The 13,203-nt window shown below is 69.2% G+C and carries 11 protein-coding genes; 10 read left to right on the top strand and 1 reads right to left on the bottom strand.

Features of this window, described 5'->3' with window-relative positions; all coding sequences use genetic code 11:
* Positions 1 to 18 precede the first annotated feature (18 nt).
* The 10 genes from ACN27E_RS09125 to smc all read left to right on the top strand — a co-directional run bounded on the left by ACN27E_RS09125 (position 19) and on the right by smc (position 11,940).
* Complete coding sequence (locus ACN27E_RS09125; protein ID WP_422748405.1) at positions 19 to 3,411, top strand: pyruvate carboxylase; 3,393 nt, start codon at positions 19 to 21, stop codon at positions 3,409 to 3,411.
* A complete protein-coding gene (gene rsmD, locus ACN27E_RS09120; protein ID WP_422749731.1) occupies positions 3,408 to 3,968 on the top strand; it encodes a 16S rRNA (guanine(966)-N(2))-methyltransferase RsmD in 561 nt (186 codons plus the stop codon). Before ACN27E_RS09125 ends, rsmD begins: the two co-directional genes overlap by 4 nt.
* A gap of 22 nt (positions 3,969 to 3,990) precedes the next feature.
* Positions 3,991 to 4,467 carry a pantetheine-phosphate adenylyltransferase gene (coaD, locus tag ACN27E_RS09115; protein WP_422748403.1) on the top strand — a complete coding sequence of 159 codons (477 nt, stop codon included), beginning with the start codon at positions 3,991 to 3,993 and terminating at the stop codon, positions 4,465 to 4,467.
* A gap of 178 nt (positions 4,468 to 4,645) precedes the next feature.
* On the top strand, positions 4,646 to 5,383 hold the full coding sequence (gene sepIVA, locus ACN27E_RS09110; protein WP_422748401.1) for a cell division protein SepIVA: 738 nt from the start codon (positions 4,646 to 4,648) through the stop codon (positions 5,381 to 5,383).
* A 57-nt stretch (positions 5,384 to 5,440) separates the two neighbouring features.
* Complete coding sequence (locus ACN27E_RS09105) at positions 5,441 to 6,022, top strand: YceD family protein (RefSeq protein WP_422748399.1); 582 nt, start codon at positions 5,441 to 5,443, stop codon at positions 6,020 to 6,022.
* Positions 6,019 to 6,711 carry a ribonuclease III gene (gene rnc / locus ACN27E_RS09100; protein WP_422748398.1) on the top strand — a complete coding sequence of 231 codons (693 nt, stop codon included), beginning with the start codon at positions 6,019 to 6,021 and terminating at the stop codon, positions 6,709 to 6,711. The genes ACN27E_RS09105 and rnc overlap by 4 nt, the downstream gene beginning before the upstream one ends.
* 5 nt (positions 6,712 to 6,716) lie before the next feature.
* Positions 6,717 to 7,586, top strand: coding sequence for a bifunctional DNA-formamidopyrimidine glycosylase/DNA-(apurinic or apyrimidinic site) lyase (gene mutM, locus ACN27E_RS09095; protein WP_422748396.1), 870 nt, complete (start codon positions 6,717 to 6,719; stop codon positions 7,584 to 7,586).
* Positions 7,587 to 7,657: 71 nt separating this feature from the next.
* Positions 7,658 to 8,065, top strand: coding sequence for an OsmC family protein (locus ACN27E_RS09090; protein WP_422748394.1), 408 nt, complete (start codon positions 7,658 to 7,660; stop codon positions 8,063 to 8,065).
* Positions 8,062 to 8,337, top strand: a complete 276-nt coding sequence (locus tag ACN27E_RS09085; protein ID WP_422748392.1) for an acylphosphatase — start codon at positions 8,062 to 8,064, stop codon at positions 8,335 to 8,337. The genes ACN27E_RS09090 and ACN27E_RS09085 overlap by 4 nt, the downstream gene beginning before the upstream one ends.
* A 15-nt stretch (positions 8,338 to 8,352) precedes the next feature.
* A complete protein-coding gene (gene smc / locus ACN27E_RS09080; protein WP_422748390.1) occupies positions 8,353 to 11,940 on the top strand; it encodes a chromosome segregation protein SMC in 3,588 nt (1,195 codons plus the stop codon).
* Between the two features lie 57 nt (positions 11,941 to 11,997).
* On the opposite strand, the gene ACN27E_RS09075 is transcribed toward smc, so the two are convergent.
* Positions 11,998 to 13,188: a hypothetical protein gene (locus tag ACN27E_RS09075; protein ID WP_422748388.1), complete on the bottom strand. Its 1,191-nt coding sequence runs from the start codon at positions 13,186 to 13,188 to the stop codon at positions 11,998 to 12,000.
* Between the last annotated feature and the right edge of the window lie 15 nt (positions 13,189 to 13,203).

The following is a 13,203-nucleotide window of genomic DNA, read 5'->3' as shown; positions in this document are numbered from 1 at the left end:
GGCGCGTTAAGGTAGCGCGTGATCTCCAAAGTCCTGGTGGCCAATCGCGGCGAGATCGCGATTCGGGCCTTTCGTGCCGCATACGAGATGGGCATCGCCACCGTCGCGGTCTATCCGTACGAGGACCGCAACTCGCTGCATCGGTTGAAGGCCGACGAGTCCTACCAGATCGGCGACGTCGGCCATCCCGTGCGGGCGTATCTGTCGGTGCCGGAGATCATCCGGGTGGCCCAGCACGCAGGCGCCGATGCCGTCTACCCGGGCTACGGATTCCTGTCCGAGAATCCGGAACTCGCGGCGGCCTGCGCGCAGGCGGGCATCACCTTCATCGGGCCCAGCGCCGAGGTACTGGAGCTGACGGGCAACAAGGCGAGGGCGATCGACGCCGCCCGCGCTGCCGGACTACCCGTGCTGACGTCCTCGGCGCCGTCGTCGTCGGTCGACGAGCTGGTGGCCGCGGCGGACGGGATGGAATTCCCGCTGTTCGTCAAGGCGGTATCCGGCGGTGGCGGGCGGGGCATGCGTCGGGTGGCCGACGCGTCGGGGTTGGCCGAGGCCATCGAGGCGGCCAGCCGCGAGGCGGAGTCGGCGTTCGGGGATCCGACGGTGTATCTCGAGCAGGCGGTGCTGCGACCGCGTCACATCGAGGTGCAGATCCTGGCCGACACGCACGGCAACGTCATGCACCTGTTCGAGCGGGACTGCAGCATGCAGCGTCGCCACCAGAAAGTCATCGAGCTGGCGCCGGCCCCGAACCTGTCCGACGAGCTGCGCGAGAAGATTTGCGCGGACGCGGTGGCCTTCGCCCGCCAGATCGGCTACGCGTACGCCGGGACGGTCGAGTTCCTGCTGGATGAGCGGGGGCATCACGTGTTCATCGAATGCAACCCGCGCATCCAGGTCGAGCACACGGTCACCGAGGAGATCACCGACGTCGACCTGGTGGCCAGCCAGCTGCGTATCGCCGACGGCGAGTCGCTGGCCGATCTCGGGTTGAGCCAGGACACGCTGGTGATCCGCGGTGCTGCGATGCAGTGCCGCATCACCACCGAGGATCCCGCCAACGGATTCCGGCCGGACACCGGGCGCATCACCGGATACCGCTCACCGGGCGGGGCGGGTATCCGGCTCGACGGTGGCACCGTCCTGGGGGCAGAGATCAGCGCGCATTTCGACTCGATGCTGGTCAAATTGACCTGCCGGGGCCGGGATTTCCCGACCGCGGTGGCGCGGGCCCGTCGTGCGTTGGCGGAGTTCCGGATCCGCGGGGTCTCCACGAACATCCCGTTCCTGCAGGCCGTGGTGAACGATCCGGATTTCCGGGCCGGCCGGATCACCACCGCCTTCATCGACGAGCGCCCCTATCTGTTGACCGCCCGCACGCCCGCCGACCGCGGTACGAAGATTCTCAACTATCTGGCTGATGTGACGGTCAATCAGCCGCACGGGCCGCGTCCGTCGACGGTGTATCCGCATGACAAGTTGCCCGAGGTCGACCTCACGGCGGCGCCGCCGGACGGGTCGCGGCAGCGGTTGATCGAGTTGGGGCCGGAGGGTTTTGCGCGGTGGCTGCGGGACACGCCCGCGGTCGGGGTGACCGATACCACCTTCCGGGATGCGCACCAGTCGCTGTTGGCGACCCGGGTACGCACGACGGGTTTGTTGGGGGTGGCCGGGCATATCGCGCGGACCACCCCGGAATTGTTGTCGTTGGAGTGCTGGGGTGGGGCGACCTACGACGTGGCGCTGCGGTTCTTGAAGGAAGATCCGTGGGAACGGTTGGCCGCGCTGCGCGAGGCGGTCCCGAACATCTGTCTGCAGATGTTGCTGCGTGGGCGTAACACCGTCGGATACACGCCGTATCCGGAGTCGGTGACCCGGGCTTTCGTGGACGAGGCGACCGCCACGGGCATCGATGTCTTCCGGATCTTCGACGCGCTCAACAACATCGACTCGATGCGCCCGGCCATCGACGCCGTGCGGGGCACCGGCACGGCGGTGGCCGAGGTGGCGATGTCCTACACCGGGGATCTGTCGGATCCGGGGGAGCGGCTCTACACGCTGGACTACTACCTGACGCTGGCCGAACAGATCGTCGACGCCGGAGCGCACGTGTTGGCGATCAAGGACATGGCCGGACTGCTGCGCCCGCAGGCGGCGACGATGCTGGTCTCGGCGCTGCGCGAGCGCTTCGATCTGCCGGTGCATGTGCATACCCATGACACCCCCGGTGGGCAGCTGGCCACCTACCTCGCGGCGTGGCAGGCGGGGGCGTCAGCTGTCGACGGGGCGGCCGCGCCGATGGCGGGCACGACCAGCCAGCCGGCCCTGTCCTCGATCGTGGCGGCGGCCGCACACACCGAACATGACACCGGGCTGTCGCTGTCGGCGGTGTGTGACCTGGAGCCGTATTGGGAGGCGTTGCGCAAGGTGTACGCGCCGTTCGACGTCGCGGCGGCAGGTCCGCCGGCACCCACCGGGCGGGTATACACCCACGAGATCCCCGGCGGGCAGTTGAGCAACCTGCGTCAGCAGGCGATCGCGCTCGGGTTCGGGGATCGCTTCGAGGAGATCGAGGCGAATTACGCGGCGGCCGACCGGATCTTGGGCCGGTTGGTGAAGGTGACGCCGTCGAGCAAGGTGGTCGGGGATCTGGCGTTGGCGTTGCTGGGTGCCGGGATCAGCGCTGAGGAGTTCGCGCAGGATCCGGCCCGTCTCGACATCCCGGATTCGGTGATCGGTTTCCTGCGTGGAGAGTTGGGGGATCCGCCCGGTGGCTGGCCGGAGCCGTTGCGCACCAAGGCGCTTACCGGGCGTGCGCCGGCGCGGCCGGTCGAGGAGCTGACCGCCGAGGACGAGACGGCGCTGGCCCAACCGGGGCCCACGCGTCAGGCTGCGTTGAACCGGTTGCTGTTTCCCGGGCCGACCGCCGAGTTCGAGGCGCACCGGGACCAATTCGGCGATACCAGCCGGCTGTCGGCCAACCAGTTCTTCTACGGGTTGCGTCAGGGTGATGAGCATCGTGTCGAGTTGGAGAAGGGTGTGCAGTTGCTCATCGGGTTGGAGGCGATCTCGGAGGCTGACGAACGGGGGATGCGCACGGTGATGTGCATCCTCAACGGGCAGCTGCGCCCGGTGGTGGTGCGTGATCGCAGCATCGCCAGCGACGTCCCGACCGCCGAGAAGGCCGACCGCACCAATGCCGATCACATCGCGGCGCCGTTCGCCGGTGTGGTCACCGTCGGGGTGAGTGCGGGTGACGCGGTCGAGGCGGGGCAGACGATCGCCACCATCGAAGCGATGAAGATGGAGGCCGCGATCACCGCCCCCAAGGCCGGCACGGTGGACCGTGTCGCGGTCTCGGCGACCGAACAGGTCGAGGGCGGCGACCTCCTGGTGGTCGTCAGCTGACCCGCATCATCGCGGGCCGCTTCGGGGGTCGGCGAATCTCGGTGCCGCGCAGTGGGACCCGGCCGACCGCCGATCGGGTGCGCGAAGCGGTGTTCAGTGCGCTCGCGGCGCGGATCGACTTCGACGGCCGCACGGTGCTCGACCTCTACGCCGGTTCGGGCGCCCTGGGGTTGGAGGCGCTCTCCCGGGGGGCCGCGCGGGCCGTATTCGTCGAACAGCACCACCGCGCGGCCGGAGTCATCGCAGCCAATATCGCCGACCTCGGGGTCGGCGCCGCCGCCGAGGTCCGCCGGGCCGCGGTGGGCACCGTGCTGGCCGGGGGCACCGAGCGGCCGGTCGATCTGGTGTTCGCCGATCCGCCCTACGACGTACCGGATTCGGAGATCGTCTCGACGCTGACGGCGCTGCAGACGGGCGGCTGGCTGCGCCCGGGCGCCGTCGCGGTCATCGAGCGTCGGGCGTCCGGTGAGGCGACCGCGTGGCTGCCGGGATGGTCGGCCTGGCCGCCACGGCGCTACGGCGACACGCGAATCGACATGGCCGAACTCGACGACTGAGCAGCCGGTACCGTCGTCACCCATGAGTGGAGCGGTGTGCCCGGGGTCGTTCGACCCGGTGACTCTCGGACACGTCGACATCTTCGAACGCGCCGCCGCACAATTCGACGAGGTCGTCGTCGCGGTTCTGGTCAATCCGAACAAGAAGGGCATGTTCAGCCTGGACGAGCGGCTGGAGATGATCGCCGAGACCACCGCCCACCTGCCCAATGTGCGCGCCGAATCCGGTCAGGGCCTGGTCGTCGACTTCGTGACCGCACGCGGATTGACCGCGATCGTCAAGGGACTGCGCACCGGCACCGACTTCGAATACGAACTGCAGATGGCGCAGATGAACAAACACATCGCCGGCGTCGACACGTTCTTCATCGCCACCGCGCCGCAATTCTCGTTCGTGTCCTCGTCGCTGGCCAAAGAGGTCGCCACGCTCGGCGGTGACGTGTCCGCGTTGCTGCCCGGGGCCGTCAATCGGCGCCTGCAGGCCAAGCTCGGCAGCTGACCGCGCTCGGGTCCGGTGCCGGCCCGATTGAGCGGTCCGTCGACGGGCGCCGGTGCTGCCCGTCGTCCACAAAGCCACCGTGCACTGCTGAGCGGCGACACACCGGACACCAAAGCTCAGTCACAGGCGTAACACCAGGCACACTGGTAACCAACAACGACGCCTGGAGGGTTCCGCCGTGTACCGAGTTTTTGAAGCGCTCGACGAGCTGGGCGCAATCGTCGAAGAAGCCCGCGGTGTGCCGATGACGGCCGGCTGCGTGGTGCCCCGCGGCGATGTCCTCGAGCTGATCGACGACATCAAGGACGCCATCCCCGGCGAACTCGACGATGCGCAGGACGTCCTCGACGCCCGCGACTCCATGCTCCGCGACGCCAAGGATCATTCCGACAAGATGGTCTCGACGGCCAACGCCGAGGCCGACTCCATGGTCAACCATGCCCGCGCCGAGGCCGACCGGCTGCTCGCCGACGCCAAGTCGCAGGCCGACCGGATGGTCGCCGAGGCGCGCCAGCACAGCGAACGGATGGTCGTCGAAGCCCGCGAGGAGGCGTCGCGCGTGATGGCCACCGCCAAGCGCGAATACGAGGCGAGTACCGGGCGGGCCAAGTCGGAGGCCGACCGGCTCATCGAGAGCGGCAACCTCGCCTATGAGAAGGCCGTGCAGGAGGGCATCAAGGAGCAGCAGCGCCTGGTGTCTCAGACCGAGATCGTCTCGACCGCGACCGCCGAGGCCAACCGGCTGATCGACTCGGCCCACGCCGAGGCCGACCGCCTGCGCGGTGAATGTGACATCTACGTGGACAGCAAACTGGCCGAGTTCGAGGATTTCCTCAACGGAACGATCCGGTCGGTCGGCCGTGGCCGCCACCAGCTCCGCACGGCGGCCGGCACCCACGACTACGCGGCGCGCTGATCCCGGCGGGCCCCGGCACCGCGGGATTCGCGGTGTCGTGCGCCGTAGGATCGTCGTATGGCGACAAAGAGCAACGCGGTCCGTCGCGCGGCACGATCGCCGCTGGTCCTCGACATCTCACGATTGGGCCGGCGGCCCGGATCGATGACGGCGTTCCACGAGACCGTGCCGAACCCGTCGCGGATCGGCCTCGAGCTGATCGGTGTCGAGGAGGACGCGCCGCTCGACCTGGACCTGCGCATCGAGTCGGTTTCCGAGGGCGTGCTGGTCACCGGGACGGTGAGCGCACCCACCAGCGGTGAGTGCGCCCGCTGCCTGACCCCGATCGCCGGCCGGGTCGACATCGACCTGACCGAGCTGTTCGCCTACCCGGACAGCGCGACCGACGAGACGACCGAATCCGACGAGATCGGACGCGTCGGCGCGATCGGTGTGCCCGACACCGTGGACCTCGAGCAACCCGTGGTCGACGCGATCGGACTCGCGCTGCCGTTCTCGCCGCTGTGCGGACCGGACTGTGCCGGACTGTGCGCGGACTGCGGGGTGGCGTTGGCCACCGCCGAGTCGGGACACCATCACGAACAGCTGGATCCGCGCTGGGCCAAGCTGGCGGGGTTCCTCGAGCGAGACGAGACGTGACGCAGGATCGCTCGGCGCTGCTCGAGGCGCTCGGGGTCACCCTGCCGGCCGACCTGCTGACCATGGCGCTGACGCATCGCAGCTACTCCTACGAGCACGGCGGCGTGCCCACCAACGAACGGCTCGAATTCCTCGGCGACGCGGTGTTGGGACTGACCATCACCGAGGAGCTCTACCACCGTCACCCCGACCGCAGCGAAGGCGATCTGGCGAAGCTGCGCGCCAGCATCGTCAACACCCAGGCGCTGGCCGATGTCGGTCGCACACTGTCCGACAGCGGTCTCGGGTCCTACCTCCTGCTGGGCCGGGGCGAACAGAACTCCGGCGGTTCGGACAAATCCAGCATCCTGGCCGACGGCGTCGAATCGCTGCTGGGAGCGATCTACGTCGAACACGGACTGACCGGCGCGCGGGAGGTGATCCTGCGACTGTTCGGCACCCTGCTCGAGACGGCGCCCACGCTCGGCGCCGGCCTGGACTGGAAGAGCAGCCTGCAGGAGCTGACGGCGGCGCGTGGGCTCGGCGCCCCGACGTACGTGGTGACCTCGACGGGTCCCGACCACGACAAGGAGTTCACCGCCACGGTGATCGTCACCGACGCCGAATACGGCCGGGGAGTCGGCCGGACCAAGAAGGAAGCCGAGCTCAAGGCCGCTGCGGCCGCCTGGACCGCCCTCGACAGTGATTGACCTGCATGCCTGAACTGCCCGAGGTCGAGGTCGTGCGGCGCGGCCTGGACGCCCATGTCACCGGTCGGACGATCACGGCCGTGCGGGTCCACCACCCGCGGGCCGTGCGGCGGCACGAGGCGGGTCCCGCGGACCTCACCGCCCGCCTGCTCAACGCCCACGTCACCGGAACCGGCCGGCGCGGCAAGTATCTCTGGCTGACCCTCGACGGGGACAGCGCTCTGGTCGTCCACCTGGGGATGAGCGGACAGATGCTGCTGGGGCCGATCCCGAAACAGGACCATCTACGGATCGCGGCGCTGCTCGACGACGGTACCGCGCTCAGCTTCGTCGACCAGCGCACCTTCGGCGGCTGGTTGCTGGCCGACATGGTCACCGTCGACGGGACCGACGTGCCCGTCCCCGTCGCACATGTCGCCAGGGACCCGCTCGATCCGCGGTTCGACCGCGACGCCGTCGTCACGGTGTTGCGCGGTAAGCACTCCGAGATCAAACGTCAGTTGCTCGATCAGACCGTCGTCTCCGGAATCGGCAACATCTACGCCGACGAGGCGCTGTGGCGAGCCGAGATCAACGGCGCCCGGCTGGCGTCGTCGCTGACCCGCAAGGCGCTGGGGGCGGTGCTCGACGCGGCCGCGGAGGTGATGACCGCGGCGCTCGGGCAGGGTGGCACGTCGTTCGACTCGCTGTATGTGAACGTCAACGGCGAGTCCGGCTACTTCGACCGGTCGCTGGATGCCTACGGCCGCGAAGGGGAGCCGTGCCGCCGGTGCGGAGCGATCATCCGGCGCGAGAAGTTCATGAACCGCTCGTCGTTCTACTGTCCGCGCTGCCAGCCCCGTCCGCGTGCGCGGCGCACCCTGTCCGCGAAATAGCATTCCCTGCGGTCAAGGCGCAGGCTTGACGACCGGGAATGCTGTTTCGCGCAAAGTTGTAGAAAGAGACCATGACCGAATTGTGGGTGGAGCGCACCGGTGTGCGCCGCTACACCGGGCGCAGCACGCGCGGCGCCGAAGTCCTGATCGGCTCCGAGGACGTCGACGGCGTGTTCACCCCGGGGGAGCTGCTGAAGATCGCGCTGGCGGCGTGCAGCGGGTTGAGCAGCGACCAGCCGCTGCGACGCCGCCTCGGTGACGACTACGCCGCCACCGTCCGGGTCTCCGGTGCCGCCGACCGCGAGCAGGAGCGCTATCCGCTGCTCGAGGAGAAGCTCGAGGTCGATCTGTCCGGGTTGTCCGAGCCCGAGCGCGAGCGGCTGCTCACGGTCGTCGAACGCGCCATCGATCAGGTCTGCACGGTCGGCCGCACCCTCAAGTCGGGCGCCGAGGTCCGCTTCGAGGTCGACGGCTCGTGAGCCCGGCCCGGCTCGACGCCTGGGTGCATGGACACGTGCAGGGCGTGGGCTTTCGCTGGTGGACGCGGTCACGGGCACTCGAGTTGGGCCTGACCGGCTACGCCGCGAACAAGCCCGACGGGCGGGTCCACGTCGTTGCCCAGGGTGAGCGTGCCGACTGTGAGCGGCTGTTGGAGCTGCTGCGGGGCGGCGACACGCCGGGCACGGTGGACAAGGTGCTGGCCGACTGGTCCGAGGCCGGCGAGCAGATCCAGGGATTCCGCGAACGCTAGGTACTCTGATCGGTCATGCATCTGAAGAGTCTGACGCTGAAGGGCTTCAAGTCCTTCGCCTCGCCGACGACTCTGCGCTTCGAACCGGGCATCACCTGCGTCGTCGGCCCCAACGGATCGGGTAAGTCCAACGTCGTCGACGCCCTGACCTGGGTGATGGGCGAACAGGGCGCCAAAACTCTGCGCGGCGGGAAGATGGAGGACGTCATCTTCGCCGGCACGTCCTCACGGGCGCCGCTGGGCCGGGCCGAGGTCACCCTGACCATCGACAATTCCGACAATGCGCTGCCGATCGAATACTCCGAGGTGTCGATCACCCGGCGGATGTTCCGCGACGGCGCCGGCGAATACGAGATCAACGGCACCGGGTGCCGGCTGATGGACGTCCAGGAACTGCTCAGCGACTCCGGCATCGGCCGCGAGATGCACGTCATCGTCGGCCAGGGCAAGCTGTCGGAGATCCTCGAATCGCGCCCGGAGGACCGTCGCGCCTTCATCGAGGAGGCGGCCGGGGTGCTCAAGCACCGCAAGCGCAAGGAGAAAGCGGTCCGCAAGCTCGACTCGATGCAGGCCAACCTCGCGCGGCTCACCGATCTGACCACCGAACTGCGCCGTCAACTCAAGCCGCTGGGTCGACAAGCCGAGATGGCGCGACGGGCGCAGACGATCCAGGCCGATCTGCGTGACGCCCGGCTGCGGCTGGCGGCCGACGACCTGGTGTCGCGACGTTCGGAGTTCGACAGCAGCAATACCGCCGAAACCACCCTGCGCCGCGAACATGACGAGATCACCAGCCGGCTGGAGATCGCCACCGCCGAACTCGACGCGCACGAGGCCGCCGTGGCCGATCTGACCGGACGCGCCGAGGCCGCCCAGCAGAGCTGGTTTCGGCTCTCGGCGCTGGCCGAGCGGGTCAGCGCCACGGTGCGCATCGCCACCGACCGCGCGCAGCTCCTCGACACGGCGCCCGAGCAGCAGACCGGACGCGACCCGGAGGTGCTGGAGGCCGAGGCTGAGCAGATGGCGGCTCGCGAAGCCCAGCTGCTCGCCGAACTGGCCGCCTCGCGGGCCACTCTCGAACAGGCCCGCGCCGAGTTGACCGAGAAGGAGCGCATCGCCGCCGAGGCCGAGCGCGCCCACCTCGCCGCCGCCCGCGCCGAGGCCGACCGCCGCGAAGGCCTCGCCCGGCTCACCGGTCAGGTCGAGACCATGCGCACCAGAGTGGAATCGGTCGACGAGACCGTCGAGCGGCTGACGCTGCGGATGGAGGAGGCCGCGGCCAAGGTGCAGCAGGCGCAGGCCGAATTCGAGACCGTGCAGAGCCGGGTGGGGGAGCTCGACGCCGGTGAGGTCGGGCTGGACGAACACCACGACCGCACGGTGGCCGCCCTGCGCTTCGCCGATGAGCGGGTCGCCGAACTGCAGACCGCCGAACGGGTGGCCGAACGGCTGGTGGCCTCGCTGCGCGCCCGTATCGACGCTCTCTCGGTGAGCCTGGACCGCCGCGACGGCGCCGCTTGGCTGCAGCAGAACCACAGCGACGCAGGGCTTTTCGGAACGGTGGCGGATCTGTTGAAGGTGCGCTCGGGGTACGAGGTGGCGGTGGCCGCGGTGCTCGGCGCCGCGGCCGATGCGCTGGCAGCCGAGAACTCCGGTGCCGCCCGCGCGGCGGTGGCCGCGCTCAAATCGTCCGACGGTGGCCGGGCGGCGATCGTCCTGGGGGACTGGCCCGACGCCGGGACGGCGACGGCGGCGCCGCTACCCGACGGTGCGCGCTGGGCCGGGGATCTGGTCGACGCTCCGCAGCGGTTGCGCGGCGCCGTGACCGCCATGCTGGCCGGCGTCGCGGTCGTCGACGATCTGGCCGCCGCCCTGGATCTGGTGTCCGCGCAGCCGCAGCTGCGCGCCGTCACCGTCGACGGTGACCTGGTGGGTGCCGGGTGGGTCGCCGGCGGATCGGATCGCAAACCGAGCACACTGGAGATCGCCGGCGAAATCGACAAGGCGCGTGCCGAACTCGAGGCCGCCGAGAAGCAGGTCGGCGAACTCAGCGCGGCGCTGGCGGGTGCGCTGGCCGAGCAGCGAGCCCGTCAGGACGCCGCCGAACAGGCGTTGGCGGCACTCAACGAATCCGACGCCGCGATCTCCTCGATCTACGAGCAGCTGGGCCGGCTCGGTCAGGACGTCCGCCTGGCCGACGACGAGTGGCGGCGGTTGGTGCATCAGCGTGACGAGCTCGAGGCCGGTCGCAGCCGTACCGTCGAGGAGCTCGCCGAACTCGAGGACCGGCTCTACAACGCCGAACAGATGCCGATGTTCGAGTCCGAGCCCGTCGACCGGCAGACCTCCACAGCGGCCGCCGAGGTGGCCCGAACCGCCGAGGTCGAGGCCCGACTGGCCGTGCGGACCGCCGAAGAACGGGCCAATGCCGTTCGCGGACGCGCTGATTCGCTGCGCCGCGCCGCTGCGGCCGAACGTGAGGCGAGGGTACGCGCGCAACGGGCCAAGGCGGCGCGCGAACACGCCGCTGCCGTCGCCGCCGCCGTCGCCGAGTCCGGCCGCCAGATCGCGGTCCGGTTGAGCGCTGTGGTGGCCGCGGCGTCGCGCACCCGCGACGGGCTGGCCGCCGAACGCACCGCCCGGGCGGCGGCCCTGGCCACCGCCCGCGAGGAGGTGTCGGCGCTGAGCGCCAGGATCACCGCGGTCACCGACGCGCTGCACCGCGACGAGGTGGCCAAGGCGCAGGCGGCGATGCGTATCGAACAACTCGAGGCCACCGTGCTCGAACAATTCGGCATGGCTCCTGCCGATCTGATCGCCGAATACGGTCCCGATGTGGCCTTGCCGCCGTCGGATCTCGAGATGGCCGAATACGAACAGGCCAGGGAACGCGGTGAACAGGTCACCGCGCCGGCGCCGATGCCGTTCGACCGGCCCACCCAGGAGCGCCGGGCCAAACGGGCCGAGCGGGAGCTTTCCGAGCTCGGCCGGGTCAACCCGCTGGCACTCGAAGAGTTCGCGGCGCTCGAGGAGCGCTACAACTTCCTGTCCACCCAGCTCGAGGACGTCAAGGCCGCCCGCAAGGATCTGCTGGACGTCATCTCCGAGGTCGACGCGCGCATCCTGCAGGTCTTCGCGGAGGCGTACGCCGATGTGGAGCGCGAGTTCACCGGGGTCTTCGCCACGCTGTTCCCCGGCGGTGAGGGCAGGCTGCTGCTGACCAACCCCGACGATCTGCTGACCACCGGTATCGAGGTCGAGGCCCGCCCGCCGGGTAAGAAGATCAAGCGGCTGTCCCTGCTGTCCGGCGGCGAGAAATCGCTGACCGCCGTCGCGATGCTGGTGGCGATCTTCCGGGCCCGCCCGTCGCCGTTCTACGTGATGGACGAGGTGGAGGCCGCCCTGGACGATGTGAATCTGCGCCGGCTGATCAGCCTGTTCGAGCAGCTGCGGGAACGTTCACAGCTGATCGTCATCACCCATCAGAAGCCGACGATGGAGGTCGCCGATGCGCTCTACGGCGTCACCATGCGCGACGACGGCATCACCACCGTCATCTCCCAGCGGATGCGGGGCGAGGAACGGGTTTCGGCCTCGAGTTAGTGCTGCGTTCGCGTCATCTCCCGTTCGCCGGTCGGGCGATCGTTCAGCCTTTTGCGTTCACCGCTTTTCCAACAGACGTCGCACGACAGCCGGGTCGAGCTTCAGGTAATTCCTGATGTCGTTGTCGAACCTTCTGTCATAGGCTGCAGCCGACTGCCACGGTGCTGGATTCCCCCGTCGAATGGTCACGAGTTGGGCCTGACGCGGGTGCTCGGTAACCACATTGCCGTAGACGGTAGAACCTGAGCTGGCGTACCTCACGAAGGTCCTGCCATCGGTGGTGTAAACCGGCCATCCATCTGCGGCAGTGAGCTTTGTGCCCTTTTGGATGATGTCGTTGATCTGTCGGCTCTTGGCGTCCTGTTGCCGCTGGGCGTCCGCCTCTTGTGCCTGTCTGATGGCGTTCCTGAGCGGATCGTTGACCGTGTAACGGGTTTTCGGGATCAGGTCCAGGAGACCCGGGAGCTTGGGACCTTGTCCCTGGAGAGTGTTCTGGAGCGGTCTCGAACTAAGGGCGTCTTTGACTGCTTGCGCCAGTAATTTGGCGGCCGCGCCGAGGCCGTCGCGAACGCCTGCCGTGACGACCGGGAGCGGTCCGGAATCCTGTAACGACTCGACAGCTTCGCCGTTGGTCCTCTCGGCGACCTTGTCTGTGGCAGATGAGCTTTCGACAGCCGCGACGCGATTCGAGCGGGACACGACCCGCGCGGGCGGGGTGCTCGCCGGCGGAGCAGCCGCGGCGGTCTGCGCGGCGCGCAGCGGGGTGCTGCTCGGGGTGGCGGCACGCACTGCCGGCGGTGAATCCACGCTCGTGGCGGTGTTCGACCTCGTACCGGTGGAGGAGGACCTGGTACCGGTAAAGGACGATGCGGCAGACACGGCGCGGTCCGAATGCGCCGCCCCCCTCGACCGCAAATCCGCCTCGTCGGTCGCGGTCCGGTTCGCCCGGCGAGACGTCGTCGTCCGACCATCGGCATCGGCATCGGCACGCGACGCGGCCGTGCGGGTGCGGCCGGGAGTGGACGTGACCCTGGAACCGGCGTCGACCCCCCTGGGCCCGGCGTCGACACCCCTGGATGACGGGGCGGCCGGTCCCGCCGACGAGGATTCGACGCCACTGTCTGCGCCGGCGACACCGATATCGGATCCGACCAGCGACCAGCCGAGCAGCGCCGCACCCATCCCGACGGACGCGGCCCCGAGTTTCAGCACGTCACGCACCGACAGATGCGCAAGACGACCTGCCACGTGGCGATCTCCTCG

The sequence above is a fragment of the Mycobacterium sp. WMMD1722 genome (assembly GCF_049315205.1).
Classification (GTDB): Bacteria; Actinomycetota; Actinomycetes; order Mycobacteriales; family Mycobacteriaceae; genus Mycobacterium.
This window is presented reverse-complemented; position numbering and strand designations above follow the sequence as displayed.

Excerpts from the sequence above, each read along its gene's own strand:
- smc (WP_422748390.1), top strand. The coding sequence starts at position 8,353 with ATGCATCTGAAGAGTCTGACGCTGAAGGGCTTCAAGTCCTTCGCCTCG.
- coaD (WP_422748403.1), top strand. The coding sequence starts at position 3,991 with ATGAGTGGAGCGGTGTGCCCGGGGTCGTTCGACCCGGTGACTCTCGGA.
- ACN27E_RS09090 (WP_422748394.1), top strand. The coding sequence starts at position 7,658 with ATGACCGAATTGTGGGTGGAGCGCACCGGTGTGCGCCGCTACACCGGG.
- mutM (WP_422748396.1), top strand. The coding sequence starts at position 6,717 with ATGCCTGAACTGCCCGAGGTCGAGGTCGTGCGGCGCGGCCTGGACGCC.
- ACN27E_RS09105 (WP_422748399.1), top strand. The coding sequence starts at position 5,441 with ATGGCGACAAAGAGCAACGCGGTCCGTCGCGCGGCACGATCGCCGCTG.